The sequence below is a fragment of the Stappia albiluteola genome (genome assembly GCF_014050225.1).
Classification (GTDB): Bacteria; Pseudomonadota; Alphaproteobacteria; order Rhizobiales; family Stappiaceae; genus Hongsoonwoonella; species Hongsoonwoonella albiluteola.
In genome coordinates this window covers 250,854-267,731 of sequence record NZ_JACFXV010000043.1, presented here as the reverse complement: position 1 = coordinate 267,731, position 16,878 = coordinate 250,854, and the positions used below count along the sequence as shown (strand labels likewise).

The window sequence follows — 16,878 nt, the reverse complement described above, 5'->3', positions numbered from 1 at the left end:
ATCAATCGGTCCTGACGTTGATAGAATGGTCGTGCGGCATGTAGGCCGGCATGAGGATGCGGAAGGTCGTGCGCCCACTCTGGCTGTCGCACTCGATGACGCCGCCGTGGTCGCCGATGATCTTGGCGACCAATGCAAGGCCGAGCCCCGAGCCGTTGGTCTTGGTGGTGATGAACGGTTCGAAGAGATGCGGCAGCAGGTCCGCCGGCACGCCGGCGCCATTGTCGCGCACGCAGAATTCAAGCGGCAGGCTGACCCGCTCCGACGTCCCCGGCACGGACAGGCGGATGCCCGGGCGGAACGCCGTCGACAGCGTCACCTCGCCGTCGGCGCGGCCGCCGATCGCCTCGCAGGCGTTCTTGATCAGGTTGAGGAACACCTGCACCAGCTGGTCGCGATTGGCGAAGACCGGCGGCAGCGAAGGATCGTATTCCTCGATGATGCGCACGTCGCGCGCGAAGCCCGATTCCGCCAGCCGCTTCACATGGTCCAGCACGACATGGATATTGACCGGCTCGCGCTCGATCGGCCGTTCGTCGGAAAAGACCTCCATCCGGTCGACCAGCTTCACGATGCGGTCGGTCTCGTCCATGATGAGGCGGGTCAGTGCCCGGTCGTCCTCGGCGGCCGAACTCTCAAGCAGTTGCGCCGCACCGCGAATGCCCGACAACGGGTTCTTGATCTCGTGCGCCAGCATCGCCGCAAGCCCGGTCACCGTGCGTGCCGCCCCGCGCGAGGTAAGCTGGCGGTCGATCTTCTCCGCCATGCCGCGCTCCTGGAACATCAGCACGACGGCGCCCGGCCGCTCGGAGACCGGCGCCGCGTTGATGTCGACCACGCGCTCGGGCCCGATCCTCGGCGAGCCGACATCGACCTTGTATTCGTTGACCGGCGCGCCGCGCTCACGCACCTGCTCGACCAGCGACAGCAGCGGGCTGCCGAAAGGCACGAAATAGGAGATGGGATGGCGCTTCAACACCGCCGCGCTGGCGCCGAAGAAGTTTTCCGCCGCCATGTTCGCCGCCTCGATCGCCCCTTCCGGGCCCACCATGATGACGGGATGGGGAAGCGCGTCGAGGATCTGCGGTCCGTTGACCGTCACGCCGGCAGCGCCGGACTGAGGCCTGACCTGGGTCATCACGCTGCCCTCCTCATTGCCTGTCCGGAAAACCAGTCACGCGCCATGCCGATGACCTCGCGCGGGTCGGTGGAGGTGAGCATCCGCTGGCGCGTCGCTGCCGGCATCGGTTCCGCCACGCCGTCGAGATACCAGGAAAGGTGCTTGCGAGCCGTTCGCACGCCCAGTCCCTCGCCATAGTGGGACAGCATCATCTCGTAATGCTCGATAACCAGCGCCGCCAGATCCTCGCCCGTCGGAACGGCCTCATAGCGTCGTCCGGCAAGCTCTGCGCCGATCAGACCCGCCTGCCATGGCCTGCCGTAAGCGCCGCGGCCGATCATCACGGCATCCGCGCCGGAAAGCTCGATCATCCGCCGCGCGTCATCCGTCGTCTCACAGTCGCCGTTGGCGACGAGCGGGATGGAGATAGCCTCGCGCACGGCGCCGATCGCCCGCCAGTCCGCCCTGCCCTTGTAGAACTGGTTGCGCGTGCGGCCATGCACCGTCACGAGCGCGATGCCGGCATCCTCGGCCCGTCTGGCGAGCTCCGGCGCATTGACCGATCTTTCGTCCCAGCCAAGGCGCATCTTCAGCGTCACGGGAATGGAGACCGCGGCGATGGTGGCCTCCACCAGGGTCATTGCGTGATCGAGGTCACGCATCAGGGCCGAGCCGGAATAGCCGGTCGTGACGCGTTTCGCCGGGCAGCCCATGTTGATGTCGATAATATCGGCGCCGGCGTCCTCCGCCTGTTTGGCGCCTTCGCGCATCCAATGCGCCTCGCGGCCGGCAAGCTGCACCACATGAGGCGACAGCCCGTCCCCCTCTGCCCGCAGGGAGGCTTCCGCGCCACCGCCGACCAGTTCCTCGCTGGCAACCATTTCCGAAACCACGAGCCCGGCGCCGAACCTCGCGGCGAGCCTGCGGAACGGCAGGTCGGTGACGCCCGACATCGGTGCGAGGAAGCAGCGTGCCGGCACCTCGACGGGGCCGATTTGCAGCGGAGCTGAAAGGGAAGCGAATGCCACGGAATTATTGCTCATATGATGTGCACGCCTATTGCCTGCCCATATAATAGACATTCGAAGCGCCTCGCAAGCGGGGAAATGCCGCAGTGCACACATGACCGTCAAGCGCTTCGGAATCCAAGACCGCTTGAGCTTCGCACGTCGATGACGCAAAAGGCGGAATGCAATCAACGCAGTCAGGCAGATGCATGAGCAGCCAAGCCTGACCGCCCGGGTCCAGCCATGTCAGATATAACGCCGCCTAGCCCGAGAAATCTCGAAACCTTCGCGATCGTCGTCGCCGCCGGCCGTGGAACCCGGCTGGCACGGGATGCCGAGCAAGCCCTGCCGAAGCAATATCTTCCGCTCGGCGGCGTCGCGATCCTCAGGCGCACGCTCGACGCCCTCCTGAAATCGGACCTGATCGACGGCGTCCTGCCGGTCATCCATCCGGACGACCGGATGCTGTACCAGTCAGTGGTTATCGGTCTCGAAGACGAAGCGCGTCTGTTGCATCCCGTCGAGGGCGGCGCCACGCGTCAGGCGTCCGTGCTTGCCGGCCTCGAAGCACTGCAGCCCCTCGCTCCAGGGAAGGTCCTGATCCACGACGGCGCCCGTCCCTTCGTCACGAACGCGATAATCGAGGACGCGGTCCGGATGCTGGATGACGGTGCGAAAGCGCTCGTTGCCGCCGTTCCGGTGACCGACACTCTGAAGCGAGAAGACGAGGCCGGCAATGTCGGCGAGACGGTCGCCCGCGAGGGGCTTTGGGCGGCCCAGACGCCGCAAAGTTTCGACTTCCCCATGATCCTTGCCGCCCATCGGCATGCGGCTAAACAGGGGCGCGTCGATTTCACCGACGACGCAGCCATTGCCGAGTGGGCGGGATACGACGTCGCCATTTCGCCGGGCGACACCGCCAATTTCAAGATCACCACCAAAGCGGATCTGGCGGCCGCCGAAGGGAGGATACGCATGGAAGAGATCGCCGCCCTGGCCGATATCCGGGTCGGGAACGGATACGATGTGCATGCCTTCGAACCGGGCGACACCGTGATTCTCGGTGGGATCGGCATTCCCCACGATCGCAAGCTCAAGGGACACTCGGATGCCGACGTCGTCCTGCACGCACTGGCCGACGCCATTTTCGGCGCACTCGGCGACGGTGATATCGGCAGCCATTTCCCGCCAAGCGATCCGCAATGGCGCGGGGCGGCATCGGATATCTTCCTCAGCTTCGCTGCCGACCGCGTCAGGGCCCGCGGCGGGCTCATTTCCCACCTCGACGCCACAATCGTCTGCGAGGCGCCTAAAATCGGCCCGTATCGCGAGGCAATGCGGATAAGGATCGCTGAAATCTGCCGAATCGCCGTGGATCGAGTGGCGGTAAAGGCGACCACATCGGAAAAGCTCGGCTTCACCGGCCGCAAGGAAGGAATTGCAACGCTCGCCACCGCGACCATTCGCCTGCCGCTTTGATGTCGTGCGATGGCCGCGCCGGAGAAAGGACCGATCATGAGAGATCCCTCCAGCCTTGAACCGCTGGCCCGCGACGTTCTGGCACGCTGCATCGACAGGGGACTCATGATCGCCACCGCCGAATCCTGCACCGGCGGGCTGGTCTCCACGCTCCTGACCGAGATTCCCGGCTCGTCCGCGGTGGTGGAGCGTGGTTTCGTCACCTATTCCAACGAAGCCAAGACGGAAATGCTCGGCGTTCCCGCCGAACTTATCGCCGAGCACGGCGCCGTCAGCCGGGAGGTGGCACTCGCCATGGCGGAAGGCGCGCTCCGTCATTCCCGCGCCGATATCGCGGCCGCCGTCACCGGCATCGCCGGGCCGGGCGGCGGTTCCCCGCAAAAGCCGGTCGGCCTGGTCCATTTCGCCTTCGCCATGAAGGACAGGGAAACGGTGCATGTCGAAAAACGCTTCCCCGACGTTGGCCGATCCACCATCCGCCTTGCAGCCCTGCGTCAATCGCTAGAAGGCATTTTAAATCTTATCGATTGACGTAACCGTTCACTTTCAATGACTTGACGACATATTCGGAATTTGGTGGATTAACGCATCGGTAGCCTGCATAGATTGCCACATCCCAGAGATGGAATCGCCATGCGCTTGCCTGTCTTCCTCATGTGTCTCCTTGGATGCGGCATCACTTCCGCTGATGCCGGCGAGTATTACATGATCTCCCGCTACAGCGACGGCGCCTTCCATTCCAGCCACCAGCTTTTCACGAAAGCGGGCGACGGCCTCTACAACGTCAGTTTCTGCGGAACCAACTACTGGACGCGCCCGCGCACCGTCGCCTGGATGCAGTGGGAGACGGAAAATGGCCGGAACGTCAATGTGGAGTTCAACGGCGGCAAGGGGTGGCTGCGCGTGTGCCTGGATCCGCAGGAGCAGGTGAAGCTGGCCGATCTGGGAATTGGCAGCGACTATACCGTTGTGCTTGCCCTGGACGAGGACGAACTCGCCCACTCCGAACGATTCAGCAAGGTGCGCAAAGGCCTGGAAGATTACAGCAATTCCGGCCGCATAGGAGACAGCTACCACAAGCGCTGAGCCGCTTCGGCAGGTCGGGCGATTCTTCAGGCCGGCCGGTAGATCTCGTCCGCCCGCGCCTCGAAGGCGTCCGAGAACTTGCGGAACGCCCTGTCGAACATCGCCCCCATCAGGGCGCCGAGCGTCCGGCTCTTGAATTCATAGGTGATGTGGAAAGCGATCTCGCAGGCGTTTTCGCCCACGGGATGGAAATCCCAGGTATTTTCCAGGTGCTTGAACGGCCCGTCGAGATATTCGACGAGAATATGCCGCTCCGCTTCCGCCAACGTCACGCGGCTGGTAAAGGATTCCCGAAAGAGCTTGTAGGCGACCGTCATGTCCGCGATCAGGATCTCCCGCCCGTCGCCGAGTTCCTTGCGGCCGCGCACGATCAGCGCCTCGCAGAGAGGCACGAAGCGTGGATAGGCTTCGACATCCGCAACGAGGTCGAACATGTTGGCCGCGGAATGTCCGACCCGGTGCCTGGTCTGAAAAGCGGGCATGGATAGTCGTTATCGCGTCATCTTGGCGGCGCGGGCGCGCTTCAGGTCTTCAAAATCCTCGCCCGCGTGATGGGACGAGCGCGTCAGCGGGCTCGCCGATACCTTCAGGAAGCCCTTGGCATAGGCGATCTTCTCATAGGCCTTGAATTCTTCCGGCGTCACGAAACCCATCACCGGGTGATGCTTCTTCGTCGGCTGCAGGTACTGGCCGACGGTGAGGAAATCGACATCGGCCGAACGCAGGTCGTCCATCAACTGCAATACTTCGTTCCGCTCCTCGCCGAGCCCGACCATGATGCCGGATTTGGTGAACATCGTCGGATCGATTTCCTTCACCCGCTGCAACAGGCGGATGGAATGGAAATAACGGGCACCGGGCCGCACCGTCAGGTATTTCGACGGCACGGTTTCCAGATTGTGGTTGAAGACGTCGGGCCGTGCCTCGACCACGATTTCCAGAGCGCCATCCTTGCGCAGGAAATCCGGCGTCAGCACTTCCACCGTCGTCGAGGGCGAGCGCTCGCGGATCGCCCTGATCACGGCCGCGAAATGCCCTGCCCCGCCATCGTCGAGATCGTCACGGTCGACCGAAGTGATGACCACATGGTTGAGACCCATCGTGGCGACCGCCTCCGCGACGCGGATCGGCTCTTCTCCGTCGACCGGGCCAGGCATGCCCGTGCGCACGTTGCAGAAGGCGCAGGCGCGCGTGCAGGTGTCGCCGAGGATCATGAAGCTTGCATGCTTCTTCGACCAGCAGCCGCCGATATTCGGGCAGCCGGCTTCCTCGCACACCGTCACCAGCTTGTTCGACCGCACCACGTCCATCGTTTCACGATAGACCGGCGAGGTCGGCGCCTTGACCCGGATCCAGGCCGGCTTGCGCTGCACCGGATTGTCGGGGCGGTGGGCCTTTTCCGGATGCCGCGGACGCGCTTCAGCGCCGTTTGCGGGGGCTTCCTGGAGAGCAGTCGTGTCGATTATCGTGACCATGGGTCTCACATGTCGTTATTGAAAGCCGCCGTCAAGCCCGCAATGGGGAGGCATATACGGAAGCTCATGGAAGCTTGATCCCGGCGATAGCGGAGAGCCTTTCGACCGCGCCCGCCGAAAGCGGCCTCGACCTGCGCGTCGTCTCGTCCATCTGGACGATCACGGTGCGCGCGGTCGCCACGCAGGCGCCGCTCTGGAATATGCCCTGCTCGAGCGTCAGCGAACTGGTGCCGATCCTCGCGATGCGGCTGCCGATCTCCACCGTGCCCGGCCAGTTGATTTCCGACAGGAAGCCGAGTTCGAGGTTCGCGATGACGAAGGCGCAGCCTTCTTCCGCCAGCGGACCTTCGGCGTCGTAGAGGATCTCGACGCGCCCGGTTTCAAGGAATGTCGCGAAAACAGCGTTGTTGACGTGGCCTTGCCGGTCCGTATCGGCATAGCGCAGCTTGTCGCTCGCCCGCAGCGGATAGTCCTCCAGCCTCGGCTCTTCCACCCGCATGCCTCAGGCGCCCCCGCACGGGCGGGAGGCCGGCGTCTTCACCGCCGGATCTTCCGCCACAGAAAGAGAAAGAGGATCGCGCCGACGGTAGCCACCACCAGCTGGTCGATGAAGTTGCCGGTGACGCGCAGCCTCAGCAGGCTGGCGAGTTCCCCGCCGATCAGCGCGCCCAGCAAGCCGACGACGAGGCTGCCGAAGAAGCCGCCCCGGCTGTCGAGCACCCGATAGGCCACCGCCCCGGCGATCAATCCGATCGCCACCCAGAACAAGAAATGCATCTATCCGCCCGCTCAGGAAAGGAAACGCGCGATCAGCACCACGACGATGGCACCGATCGCCGCAACGACGACCTGATTCACGTATGGATTGCCCAGATTGACGTTCAGGCCGCTCCAGTTCAGCAGCAGTCCGCCCACGAAGGCACCTATCAGGCCCGTCGCCAGGTAGCGGAACAGCCCGCCGCCGCCCACCACGAAGCTGGCAATCCAGCCGGCCAATATGCCGATCACGCACCAGATCAGGATCGCTTTGACGTCCATGTCGTGTCCCCTCTCCGCGATATCCGTTTGTGACGTAACGGATATTACCTTGAATCAGGGAAAAGGCGTAGACCCTCATATTTAACCGACTACCGCTCCCAAGTTTATCTGGATCGCCAGAGCGCAAGATGCGCCACTTCTGGTTACCGCCTAAATATTCAGCACCTTGCCATAGGCGTCGAGAACGCTCTCCTTCATCATTTCCGAAAGAGTAGGATGCGGGAAAACCGTGTGCATCAGGTCTTCTTCGGTGGTCTCAAGGTTCATCGCCACCACGTAACCCTGGATAAGCTCAGTGACTTCCGCACCGACCATATGCGCGCCCAGCAGCTGGCCGGTCTTGGCGTCGAAGATCGTCTTGACGAGACCTTCCGGCTCACCGAGGGCGATCGCCTTGCCGTTGCCGACGAAGGGGAAGCGGCCGACCTTGATCTCGTAGCCGGCTTCCTTGGCCTTCGGCTCGGTCAGGCCGACGGAGGCGACCTGCGGGTGGCAATAGGTGCAACCCGGGATCTTCAGCTTGTCCATCGCATGGACGTCGAGCCCGGCGATCTTTTCCACGCAGACGACGCCCTCGTGCTCGGCCTTGTGGGCAAGCATCGGCGGCCCGGCAACGTCGCCGATCGCATAGACGCCCGGCACATTGGTGCGGCCATAGCCATCGATGACGATGCAGCCGCGATCGGTCTTCACGCCCAGGGCCTCGAGGCCGAGCCCCTCGATGTTGCCGACCACGCCGACAGCCGAAATCAGCTTCTCGGCCTCGATGTCCTGCTTCTTGCCATCCTTGGTCTCCACGGTCGCGGTGACCGATCCGGCGGCCTTCTTCACGGACGTGACCTTGGCATCGGTCAGGATCTTGATGCCCTGCTTCTCGAAGGACTTCTTGGCGATCCCCGCGATTTCCGGGTCCTCGACCGGCATGATCTGCGGCAGCAGTTCGACCACGGTCACCTCGGCACCCATAGTGCGGTAGAAGGAGGCGAACTCGATGCCGATCGCGCCCGACCCCATCACGATCAGCGACTTTGGCATGGACGGCGGCACCATCGCCTCGAAATAGGTCCAGATCGTTTCCTTGTCCGGCTCGATGCCCGGCAGCGTGCGCGGGCGCGCGCCGGTCGCGATGATCACGTGCTTGGCGGTGTAGGTGCCTGGCCCCTTGGCGCCTTTCGGCTCCGGGTTCTGCGGCTGCATGGCCGGTTTGGCGCTCTTGGAGACGACCACCTCGCCCGGCTTGGTCAGCTTCGCCTCGCCCCAGATGATGTCGATCTTGTTCTTCTTCATCAGGAAGCCGACGCCGCCGTTGAGCTGGCCGGAGACCCCGCGCGAGCGCTTGACGATCGCCGCCGCGTCGAAACCGACCTTCTCCGCCGACAGGCCGTAGTCCTTGGCGTGCGTCATGTAGTGATAGATTTCCGCTGAACGCAGCAGTGCCTTCGTCGGGATGCAACCCCAGTTGAGGCAGATGCCGCCCATGTGCTCGCGTTCCACGATCGCCGTCTTCAGGCCGAGCTGAGAGGCGCGGATGGCGGTGACATAGCCGCCGGGCCCGGCGCCGATCACGATTACGTCGTAGCTATCAGCCATCTTGCAGTCCCTCTTCCTTGGATTTCCTAAACCTGCGGGGTTCGAAGGCCGCCTGCTCCAGACGTCCGGTTCTTCCGCTTTCGCCTAACTGCTTGCGCTCGCCGCGCAAATCACGTTCCAATCCGCCGACTCGCCGCGCACCGGCCCGAGCCCGCGTTCCATTCCCACCGACACGCCGATCCCGGACATGAAATCCAAAGCCGCCAGCATCAGCCTTCTCGCCCTGTCCTGCGTCGCCGTGCTCTCGCTCTGGTTCGCGGCGTCCGTCATCACCCCGGCGCTGATCGTCGAATACGGCATCGGCTCGGCCCGCGCCGCCATGCTGACGACCGCCGTCCAGGTCGGTTTCGTCGCCGGCAGCCTGACGAGCGCCGCCTTCGGCCTGCCCGACCGCGTCGATCCCCGACTGCTTTACAGCCTCAGCGCGCTTGCAGGTGCCGCGGCCAATGCCTGCTTCCTGCTTGTGGAGCCGGGCTCCGCAATTTCGATCTTCCTGCGCTTCGTCACCGGCGCCATCATGGCCGGCGTCTATCCCGTTGCCATGAAACTGGCCGTGAGCTGGGCCAAACGCGACGCCGGCCTGCTGGTCGGCACGCTGGTCGGTGCGCTGACCATCGGCTCGGCGCTGCCTCATCTTTTCGCCTTTGCCGGCGATCTCGACTGGCGGCTGGTAATGAAGACGGCTTCCGCCGCCGCGACGCTCGGCGCGCTGCTGGTGCTTGCCGTCGGCATCGGTCCCGGCTACCGCAATTCCGGCCGCTTCGACCCGCACATCGCCCTCAGCGCCTTGAAGCACCGCCCGCTGCGCCTCGCCAATTTCGGCTATTTCGGCCATATGTGGGAGCTCTATGCTGTCTGGGCGTGGCTTGGCAGCTACATCGCCGCAAGCTTTGCCGAAACCGGCGTCTCCGACGCGGCCGCGAAGGCCCGCCTCGTCGCCTTCGCGGCGATCGGCTTCGGTGCGAGCGGCGCCTTCGCCGGCGGCTATATCGCCGACCGGATCGGCCGCACGGCGCTGACCATCGGCGCGCTGGCCATCAGCGGCATCTGCTGCATCGCCGCCGGCCCGCTGTTCGGCGCCGCACCCGCGCTGATCGTCGTCCTCGCCCTGGTGTGGGGCGTGTCGGTGATCGCCGATTCCGCCCAGTTCTCCACCAGCGTCGCCGAGCTCAGCGATGCTGGCACGCAGGGAACCATGCTGACAATGCAGACGGCGATCGGCTTTGCCATCACCGTCATCACCGTCCAGGGCCTGCCGGCCTGGGTTGCCCTGGTCGGCTGGCAATGGGCCTTCCTGCCGCTCGTGGCCGGCCCACTTTTCGGCATCGTTGCCATGGCAAAGCTGCGGGCCCTGCCGGAAGCCGCGAGGCTGGCGAACGGCAAGCGCTGACGCTCCGGCCGGGGTACCCACCCCGGCCGGACGCAGTGCGAGGCCGCCTCTGTCCAAACCCGCCGCAACCGCCATCGATGCGCGGCCTAGACCAGCATCGACATCGGGTTTTCGATGAAGCCCTTGAAAGCCTGCAGAAGCTCGGCCCCAAGCGCGCCATCGACCGCGCGATGATCGGTCGACAGCGTCACCGACATCACCGTCGCCACCGCCAGCGCGCCGTTCTTGACGACCGGCCGCTGCTCGCCCGCACCCACCGCAAGAATGGTCGCGTGCGGCGGATTGATGACGGCGCAGAAGTCCTTCACCCCGAACATGCCGAGGTTGGAGACCGCCGTGGTGCCGCCCTGGTATTCCTCGGGCTTCAGCTTGCGCTCGCGCGCCCGCTTCGCGAGGTCCTTCATCTCGTTGGAGATGGCGGACAGCGTCTTCTGCTCGGCCTTGCGGATGATCGGCGTGATCAGGCCGCCGTCGATGGCGACCGCCACGCCCACATCCGCATGCTTGTGCAGCAGCATGCCGCCGTCGGTCCAGGACGAGTTGGACGCCGGCACCGCATTCAGCGCCAGCGCATGCGCCTTGATGATCATGTCGTTGACGGAGAGCTTGTAGGCGGGCTTGCCGTCCTTGTCCGTCGGCGCGGCGGAGTTCAGCTGGGTCCTGAGCGCCAGCAGCGCATCGAGCTCGCAATCCACCGTCAGGTAGAAATGCGGTACCGACTGCTTCGATTCCGTCAGCCTGCGAGCGATCGTCTTGCGCATGTTGTCATGCGGCACGAGCTCGTAGGAGCCTTCCTCGAAGAGCTTCAGCAGCTGGGCGTCCGACGGTCCCGCAGGTGCGGCAGGCGCCGGGGCAGCCGCGGCGGCGGGCTGCGCGGCCGCGGCAGGAGCCGCCTTGCCGGTGCCGCCGGCAATCGCCGCGTCGACGTCGCGCTTCACCACCCGGCCATGCGGGCCGCTGCCGGAGATTGCGGCGATATCGATGCCGTTTTGCGCGGCGAGCCTGCGGGCGAGCGGCGAGGAAAACACCCTGCCGCCGGAAGCCGCCACCGAAGCGGCGGGGGCGGCTGCAGGAGCCGGAGTTGCGGCAGCAGCCGGCGCGGGAGCCGCCGGAGCGGGCGCGGCCGCACCGTTTCCGCTCGAGGCAGGTGCGGCCTTGGTCGCCGAGATCGCCGAGGCGTCCTCGCCCTCTTCCAGCAGCACGGCGATGATCTCGTTCACCTTCACGCCGGACGTGCCTTCCGCGATCACGATCTTCCCGACCGTGCCCTCGTCGACCGCCTCCACTTCCATCGTCGCCTTGTCGGTCTCGATTTCCGCGATCACGTCGCCGGAGGAGATCTTGTCGCCTTCCTTGACGAGCCACTTGGCCAGGTTGCCCTCTTCCATAGTGGGAGAGAGGGCCGGCATCAGAATATTGATCGGCATGTTCGTCTCCCCCGCCTCAGGCCCTGTAGGTCACTGCCTTAACGGCATCGATCACTTCGCCGACATTCGGCAGCGCCAGCTTTTCGAGATTGGCCGCATAGGGCATCGGCACGTCCTTGCCCGTGACCCTGAGCACCGGCGCGTCGAGCCAGTCGAAGGCCTTTTCCTGCACCTGGAAGCCGATCTCGGAGGAAACCGAGCACATCGGGAAGGCTTCCTCGACCGTGACCAGCCGGCCCGTCTTCTGGACCGAGGCAATCACCGTGTCGATGTCGAGCGGGCGGATCGTGCGCAGGTTGACGATTTCCGCCGAAATCCCCATGCCGGCCAGTTCGTCGGCCGCCTTGGTGGCATAGGTCATGCCGATGCCCCAGGAGACGATGGTGACGTCCGTTCCCGCGCGTTCCACCTTCGCCTTGCCGATCGGCAGCACGAAGTCGTCCACCTTCGGCACCTGGAAGGTCTGGCCGTAGAGGATCTCGTTCTCAAGGAAGATGACCGGGTTCGGATCGCGGATCGCCGCCTTCAGCAGGCCCTTGGCATCGGCAGCCGACCAGGGCTGGACCACCTTCAGGCCCGGCACATGCGCGTACCAGGCCGCATAGTCCTGGCTGTGCTGGGCGGCAACGCGCGCGGCGGCGCCGTTCGGGCCGCGGAACACCATCGGCGCACCCATCTGGCCACCGGACATGTAGAGCGTCTTGGCGGCGGAGTTGATGATGTGGTCGATCGCCTGCATGGCGAAGTTGAAGGTCATGAACTCGACGATCGGCTTCAGGCCGGTCATCGCGGCACCGACGCCGAGACCGGCAAAGCCGTGCTCGGTGATCGGCGTGTCGATCACGCGCTTCGGGCCGAATTCCTCGAGCAGGCCCTGGCTGATCTTGTAGGCGCCCTGGTATTCGGCGACTTCCTCGCCCATCAGGAACACGTCCGGATCGCGGCGCATCTCTTCGGCCATCGCATCGCGCAGCGCTTCGCGGACCGTCATCGGCACCATTTCGGTGCCGGCCGGCACGTCCGGCTCGGCGGCCACGGGGGCAGCGGGAACCTGCGCGGCAACGGCCGCCGGAGCGGGAGTTGGCGCGGGAGCAGGAGCCTCGGTGGCCGGCGCGGCAGCGGCCTTAGGCGCGGCACTCAGCGCCGACGCGTCCTCGCCATCCGCCAGCAACATGGCGATCGGCGTGTTGACCTTCACATTGTCCGTGCCCTCGGCGATCAGGATCTTGCCAAGCTTGCCCTCGTCCACGGCTTCCACTTCCATCGTCGCCTTGTCGGTCTCGATTTCCGCGATCACGTCGCCGGCGGTGACGGTGTCGCCTTCCGCCTTGAGCCACTTTGCAAGCTTGCCCTCTTCCATTGTCGGCGAAAGCGCCGGCATCAAAATCTCAATCGGCATATCCGTTCCCTCGCCTCAAAGCAGGATGTCGGTGTAGAGCTCGGACACGTCCGGCTCACGATCGTGCTGCGCGAATTCCGCCGCCTCGTTGACGACGTCGCGCACCTGCTTGTCGATCTTCTTGAGGTCGTCCTCGCTCGCCCATCCCTTTTCCAGCAGGCGGGCGCGGACCTGTTCGATCGGGTCCCGCTCCGTGCGCATCTTCTGCACCTCTTCCTTGGAGCGGTACTTGGCGGGATCGGACATGGAATGGCCGCGATAGCGGTAGGTGATCATTTCAAGGATGTAGGGGCCCTTGCCGGAACGGCAGTGCTCCAGGGCCTTCTCCGAGGCTTCCCTCACAGCCCGGACGTCCATGCCGTCGACCTGCTCTCCCGGAATGCCGAAGGACGCGCCGCGCTGCGACAGGTCGGTCGTGGCGGAGGCGCGCTCGATGCTGGTGCCCATGCCGTATTTGTTGTTCTCGATCACGTAGATGACCGGCAGCTTCCACAGCTGGGCCATGTTGAAGCTTTCGTAGACTTGGCCCTGATTGGCGGCGCCGTCGCCGAAGAAGGTCATCGCGACATTGCCGTTCTCGCGATACTTGTTGGCGAAGCCCAGACCCGTACCGAGGGAAACCTGCGCGCCGACGATGCCGTGGCCGCCGTAGAAATGCTTCTCCTTGGAGAACATGTGCATGGAGCCGCCCTTGCCCTTGGAAAGGCCGCCGCGGCGCCCGGTCAGCTCCGCCATCACCCCCTTCGGGTCGAGGTCCATGGCCAGCATGTGGCCGTGGTCGCGGTAGCCGGTGATCATCTGGTCACCGTCCTTCTTGGCCATCTGCATGCCGACGACGACAGCTTCCTGGCCGATGTAAAGGTGGCAGAAACCGCCGATCAGGCCCATGCCGTAAAGCTGGCCGGCCTTCTCCTCGAAGCGGCGGATGAGCAGCATCTCGCGATAGGCGTGAAGCTCTTCGTCCTTGCTGAATTCGGCGGTTGCCGGAGCGGCCTTCGCCGCGCGTGCGCCTGAGCGCCCCTGGCTCGCGCCGCGTGCGCGCGTGCCCGTGTTCCGTTTCGCTGTCGCAGCCATTTCCCTCAACTCGCTATGGGCCCGTTGAGACATGTCAGGGGACGGAACAGCGTTCACCGACGACTGGAGATGCCCCAGCCTCAAGCAGCCGGACAGACCTTCGTCGGCGAGTGTGATGATCCAGCCTGAATGCGCTCTGGGGCGACGTTTCCTCCAATACCGATCTAGCGGACGGTACTTCAGGTCATCTGTCAACAAAAGACCGTTTGCCGAACGGTATTTTTTCGTTCAACTCATTAATTCAACACATAATTCTTCGCCTTAACCGAAATTCGGCTAACAGGCTCTCATTAACTGAAAACAAGTTTATTGTTGAATGTCAGTTCGATGGCCGCAGGATCGCCACTTCCTGCGGATGGACGAGGTTCAGCGCCTGGCGCGCGCGCTCGTCGATCATGTCCGGATCGAGGCTTTCCGGCCGCAGAAGCACTACGCGCATTTCCAGTTCCCGGCGCTCCGCGCGGAGCGTTTCGAGCTCCAGCTTCAGGCTCTCGACCCGATGCTCGATCCGCGCCCTGCCGACAAGACCGAACTCGCCGTTCAGCGCATGGAAGCCGAAATAACCGACGGTGGCAATGGCAAGGGCCGGAATGACGAGGCGGCGGCGGATGGTATTCTTGCGGTGGCGGGTGGCTTTGAAGGGCACGGGCGGGACCTGAACGCTTTACTGGTGGCTCTGAGCTACTTTCTGCCGACGATCAGTCTGCCCTATCAGGCTTAATGGATGGTTTCGAAGAGATGCCCCTTTTGATTGCGCCGACTATTGCAATGCCTTTACCGATTGAACTTCCGATCCCGGCATTTTATCGGCAAGGCCATATCCCGCGTGAAATGGAGCATGAATGCGCAGACCCTGCGTTGCACTTTATACGTTTGGCATATTCGCTCGCCCTTCCTCGGATCCCGTGAATGATGGGTTCCGCGAACTGGATCCCGTCAATCTCCGGGCGGTCGAAGTCAGTGACGGCTTCCTCGGGCGTTCCGGCTATGACGGCGAGCCCGGTCCCGAATGCTGGGGAGCGCAGATCTACCCCCGATTTTATGTCGAACGCGGCGACGGTTGGTCGCCGTCGACCTTATCCAAATGGCGCGACCTGGAATCGATCTACGCCTTCACCTATTCCGGCATTCACCTGGAAGCGCTGAAGCGCGGCGGCGAATGGTTCGTCAGGCCCTCCTGGCCGCCCTACGTCCTGTGGTGGATCGACAGCGACCACCGGCCTGATTGGCGCGAAGGGGTGGAGCGCATGGAGCACCTGCACGACCACGGACCGTCGGCGCGAGCCTTCAATTTCAAGAAGCCATTCGACGAAGGCGGAAATCCCACGACCCTTGACCGGGACCTCGTGAAAGCGAAGTCACGCTTGAACGCCGAACGACTTGAAGGTCTGGGACTCGTCTGAAGATCAACACCACCATCGTGAAATGACGCGCTTCGCGCGGATGATGTCTGGATCCTGCACCGGCGTTCGGACTTTGTCCTCACTGGTGCCGGATGACGGGTGTGCGGCAGGCGTTTGCCTCACCCCCGACCGTCGGAGGACGCTCTGCCTCCCCTCTCGTCTTCGCCGGGCCCGGTACTGGAAAACGCCCCGGCGATCCATCGGACGACGGCGAAATATGCTGGCGCCGCATGGATACGCGGGTCGAGCCCGCGTATGACGAGCCGAGGAGTTTCGGCAGAGTGGCCACTTACCCTGTCGTGCTTGCGCTAACGCGCCCACACACTCTGTCATGCCCGGCTTGGCCGGGCATCCAGTAACCGCCAACGCCGGAGGTCTGGCCTTAGGCGCATGTGTTTACTGGATCCCCGTTTTCACGGGGATGACATCCGAGTTTGGCGCAGGCGCGCACCCCACACTCCGTCGTCATCCCGGGCGAGTGAGGCGCAGCGGACCGCTGATCCGGTATCCAGAAATCATCCGCGGGCGAAGGCCCGCTCGATAGACCCCGATAGACAAGGTCGTCATCGCCGGGCCATTGACCGGCGACCCGCCCGCCGCACCTGGTTGAGGTGCGGGTGGCGCAAGGGGCGAGCGGGTGTCCAACTGGGCCCGGACATGACGATTGCGGAGCCGGATCAGGCCTCGTCCCTGGCTGGTCGCGAGACGAGGCGGATGCCCGGCGCATGCGAAATCCGCGGTTCGGAAAAATCGGCGGGCGGGAGAAAGCTCAACAGCTCGCTCTCGCGGGCGAGATGCGCCTTCGCGAGGCGGTATTTCAAGGTGAGGGCCAGCGACGCAACGGCTGTGCCGGCGAATGCCACCAGACCTACAGCCTTCACCCAGTCCGCCGTCGAGCGCCAGGTGGTGAGTAAATCCGCAGCGAAATTATAGCCGTCCGCCATTCATGCCTCCCCTTCGGATGCTTGAACCGCCAGAGGAAGACCTCTGGCGGCCGGGGAGTTCACAAGCCGACCAAAGAACGGCCGCGATGGCCTTTAGGGCAAGCCCTTGGACATGCGCCATCGCCTCCCCGGCCATGAGGGTTTGGACCCCTGAGGTCGAGGAGGCATCATTTGCAGCTGATGCCAGCTGCTTTCGTAGAGGTTGCTAAACCCCTGAGCCAGTATTTTTCAAAGGCTCGATGCGTATTCTAGCCTGAGGACGTTCGCGAGAAAAGTGCAATTCCCGGTTGATAGCCACATTCATTCTGTCGCATGTGTTGGGAAATCGGGCGACGCGCTTCGCGCGGCTGATGTCTAGATCCCGGCTCTCGCGATGCGCTTTAGCGCACGCGGTCCGGGGAGACGACGGAGTGTGGGGCAGGCGCTCATCACACGCTCTGTCATGC

The 16,878-nt window shown here is 64.1% G+C and carries 18 protein-coding genes; 5 read left to right on the top strand and 13 right to left on the bottom strand.

All coding sequences use genetic code 11. From position 1 onward, the window contains the following. Nucleotide 1: 1 nt before the first annotated feature. Nucleotides 2-1,138, bottom strand: coding sequence for a two-component system sensor histidine kinase NtrB (locus tag H2509_RS05515; protein ID WP_182163104.1), 1,137 nt, complete (start codon nt 1,136-1,138; stop codon nt 2-4). Continuing rightward, nucleotides 1,138-2,163, bottom strand: a complete 1,026-nt coding sequence (gene dusB / locus H2509_RS05510; protein ID WP_209001806.1) for a tRNA dihydrouridine synthase DusB — start codon at nt 2,161-2,163, stop codon at nt 1,138-1,140. The genes H2509_RS05515 and dusB overlap by 1 nt, the downstream gene beginning before the upstream one ends. 207 nt (nt 2,164-2,370) lie before the next feature. On the opposite strand from dusB, the gene H2509_RS05505 reads away from it, so the two are divergent. The 3 genes from H2509_RS05505 to H2509_RS05495 all read left to right on the top strand — a co-directional run bounded on the left by H2509_RS05505 (nt 2,371) and on the right by H2509_RS05495 (nt 4,692). After that, nucleotides 2,371-3,606, top strand: coding sequence for a bifunctional 2-C-methyl-D-erythritol 4-phosphate cytidylyltransferase/2-C-methyl-D-erythritol 2,4-cyclodiphosphate synthase (locus tag H2509_RS05505; protein ID WP_182163100.1), 1,236 nt, complete (start codon nt 2,371-2,373; stop codon nt 3,604-3,606). A gap of 36 nt (nt 3,607-3,642) precedes the next feature. Next, on the top strand, nt 3,643-4,137 hold the full coding sequence (locus H2509_RS05500) for a CinA family protein (protein ID WP_182163098.1): 495 nt from the start codon (nt 3,643-3,645) through the stop codon (nt 4,135-4,137). A gap of 174 nt (nt 4,138-4,311) precedes the next feature. After that, nucleotides 4,312-4,692, top strand: a complete 381-nt coding sequence (locus tag H2509_RS05495) for a hypothetical protein (protein WP_182163096.1) — start codon at nt 4,312-4,314, stop codon at nt 4,690-4,692. A 26-nt stretch (nt 4,693-4,718) separates the two neighbouring features. Here the strand turns inward: H2509_RS05495 and H2509_RS05490 are convergent, their stop codons facing one another. From H2509_RS05490 to lpdA, 6 genes are all read right to left on the bottom strand, one after another. Then, nucleotides 4,719-5,174: a type II toxin-antitoxin system RatA family toxin gene (locus H2509_RS05490; protein ID WP_182163094.1), complete on the bottom strand. Its 456-nt coding sequence runs from the start codon at nt 5,172-5,174 to the stop codon at nt 4,719-4,721. Nucleotides 5,175-5,183: 9 nt separating this feature from the next. Then, nucleotides 5,184-6,167, bottom strand: coding sequence for a lipoyl synthase (gene lipA, locus H2509_RS05485; protein WP_182163092.1), 984 nt, complete (start codon nt 6,165-6,167; stop codon nt 5,184-5,186). Between the two features lie 64 nt (nt 6,168-6,231). After that, nucleotides 6,232-6,666: an acyl-CoA thioesterase gene (locus H2509_RS05480; RefSeq protein ID WP_182163090.1), complete on the bottom strand. Its 435-nt coding sequence runs from the start codon at nt 6,664-6,666 to the stop codon at nt 6,232-6,234. Nucleotides 6,667-6,704: 38 nt separating this feature from the next. Beyond that, a complete protein-coding gene (locus tag H2509_RS05475) occupies nt 6,705-6,944 on the bottom strand; it encodes a GlsB/YeaQ/YmgE family stress response membrane protein (protein WP_182163088.1) in 240 nt (79 codons plus the stop codon). A gap of 12 nt (nt 6,945-6,956) precedes the next feature. After that, nucleotides 6,957-7,205: a GlsB/YeaQ/YmgE family stress response membrane protein gene (locus tag H2509_RS05470; protein ID WP_182163086.1), complete on the bottom strand. Its 249-nt coding sequence runs from the start codon at nt 7,203-7,205 to the stop codon at nt 6,957-6,959. A gap of 150 nt (nt 7,206-7,355) precedes the next feature. Further along, entirely contained in the window at nt 7,356-8,795 is a 1,440-nt protein-coding gene (gene lpdA, locus H2509_RS05465) for a dihydrolipoyl dehydrogenase (RefSeq protein WP_182163084.1), read from the bottom strand. 187 nt (nt 8,796-8,982) lie between these two features. Between lpdA and H2509_RS05460 the strand changes: the two genes are divergently transcribed. Then, the gene (locus tag H2509_RS05460; RefSeq protein WP_182163082.1) at nt 8,983-10,185 is read left to right on the top strand and encodes an MFS transporter; all 1,203 of its coding nucleotides are present in this window, start codon (nt 8,983-8,985) and stop codon (nt 10,183-10,185) included. 86 nt (nt 10,186-10,271) lie between these two features. Here H2509_RS05460 and H2509_RS05455 read toward each other — a convergent pair whose 3' ends face one another. From H2509_RS05455 to H2509_RS05440, 4 genes are all read right to left on the bottom strand, one after another. Beyond that, nucleotides 10,272-11,612 (bottom strand): pyruvate dehydrogenase complex dihydrolipoamide acetyltransferase, encoded by a 1,341-nt coding sequence (locus tag H2509_RS05455; protein ID WP_182163080.1) that lies wholly within the window; start codon nt 11,610-11,612, stop codon nt 10,272-10,274. Nucleotides 11,613-11,628: 16 nt separating this feature from the next. Continuing rightward, the gene (locus H2509_RS05450; protein WP_182163078.1) at nt 11,629-13,011 is read right to left on the bottom strand and encodes a pyruvate dehydrogenase complex E1 component subunit beta; all 1,383 of its coding nucleotides are present in this window, start codon (nt 13,009-13,011) and stop codon (nt 11,629-11,631) included. Nucleotides 13,012-13,026: 15 nt separating this feature from the next. After that, nucleotides 13,027-14,085, bottom strand: coding sequence for a pyruvate dehydrogenase (acetyl-transferring) E1 component subunit alpha (pdhA, locus tag H2509_RS05445; protein ID WP_182163076.1), 1,059 nt, complete (start codon nt 14,083-14,085; stop codon nt 13,027-13,029). 319 nt (nt 14,086-14,404) lie between these two features. Beyond that, on the bottom strand, nt 14,405-14,731 hold the full coding sequence (locus H2509_RS05440) for an FtsB family cell division protein (protein WP_328804989.1): 327 nt from the start codon (nt 14,729-14,731) through the stop codon (nt 14,405-14,407). Between the two features lie 196 nt (nt 14,732-14,927). Here H2509_RS05440 and H2509_RS05435 point away from each other — a divergent pair, with 196 nt between their 5' ends. Beyond that, complete coding sequence (locus tag H2509_RS05435) at nt 14,928-15,488, top strand: DUF3291 domain-containing protein (protein ID WP_182163074.1); 561 nt, start codon at nt 14,928-14,930, stop codon at nt 15,486-15,488. Nucleotides 15,489-16,165: 677 nt separating this feature from the next. Here the strand turns inward: H2509_RS05435 and H2509_RS05430 are convergent. Next, nucleotides 16,166-16,432, bottom strand: a complete 267-nt coding sequence (locus tag H2509_RS05430) for a hypothetical protein (protein ID WP_182163072.1) — start codon at nt 16,430-16,432, stop codon at nt 16,166-16,168. Between the last annotated feature and the right edge of the window lie 446 nt (nt 16,433-16,878).

Bases quoted from the DNA above. Each gene is read 5' to 3' on its own strand.
- H2509_RS05515 (WP_182163104.1), bottom strand. From the start codon at position 1,138: ATGACCCAGGTCAGGCCTCAGTCCGGCGCTGCCGGCGTGACGGTCAAC.
- dusB (WP_209001806.1), bottom strand. From the start codon at position 2,163: ATGAGCAATAATTCCGTGGCATTCGCTTCCCTTTCAGCTCCGCTGCAA.
- H2509_RS05505 (WP_182163100.1), top strand. From the start codon at position 2,371: ATGTCAGATATAACGCCGCCTAGCCCGAGAAATCTCGAAACCTTCGCG.
- H2509_RS05500 (WP_182163098.1), top strand. From the start codon at position 3,643: ATGAGAGATCCCTCCAGCCTTGAACCGCTGGCCCGCGACGTTCTGGCA.
- H2509_RS05495 (WP_182163096.1), top strand. From the start codon at position 4,312: ATGATCTCCCGCTACAGCGACGGCGCCTTCCATTCCAGCCACCAGCTT.
- H2509_RS05490 (WP_182163094.1), bottom strand. From the start codon at position 5,174: ATGCCCGCTTTTCAGACCAGGCACCGGGTCGGACATTCCGCGGCCAAC.
- lipA (WP_182163092.1), bottom strand. From the start codon at position 6,167: ATGGTCACGATAATCGACACGACTGCTCTCCAGGAAGCCCCCGCAAAC.
- H2509_RS05480 (WP_182163090.1), bottom strand. From the start codon at position 6,666: ATGCGGGTGGAAGAGCCGAGGCTGGAGGACTATCCGCTGCGGGCGAGC.
- H2509_RS05475 (WP_182163088.1), bottom strand. From the start codon at position 6,944: ATGCATTTCTTGTTCTGGGTGGCGATCGGATTGATCGCCGGGGCGGTG.
- H2509_RS05470 (WP_182163086.1), bottom strand. From the start codon at position 7,205: ATGGACGTCAAAGCGATCCTGATCTGGTGCGTGATCGGCATATTGGCC.
- lpdA (WP_182163084.1), bottom strand. From the start codon at position 8,795: ATGGCTGATAGCTACGACGTAATCGTGATCGGCGCCGGGCCCGGCGGC.
- H2509_RS05460 (WP_182163082.1), top strand. From the start codon at position 8,983: ATGAAATCCAAAGCCGCCAGCATCAGCCTTCTCGCCCTGTCCTGCGTC.
- H2509_RS05455 (WP_182163080.1), bottom strand. From the start codon at position 11,612: ATGCCGATCAATATTCTGATGCCGGCCCTCTCTCCCACTATGGAAGAG.
- H2509_RS05450 (WP_182163078.1), bottom strand. From the start codon at position 13,011: ATGCCGATTGAGATTTTGATGCCGGCGCTTTCGCCGACAATGGAAGAG.
- pdhA (WP_182163076.1), bottom strand. From the start codon at position 14,085: ATGGCTGCGACAGCGAAACGGAACACGGGCACGCGCGCACGCGGCGCG.
- H2509_RS05435 (WP_182163074.1), top strand. From the start codon at position 14,928: ATGCGCAGACCCTGCGTTGCACTTTATACGTTTGGCATATTCGCTCGC.
- H2509_RS05430 (WP_182163072.1), bottom strand. From the start codon at position 16,432: ATGGCGGACGGCTATAATTTCGCTGCGGATTTACTCACCACCTGGCGC.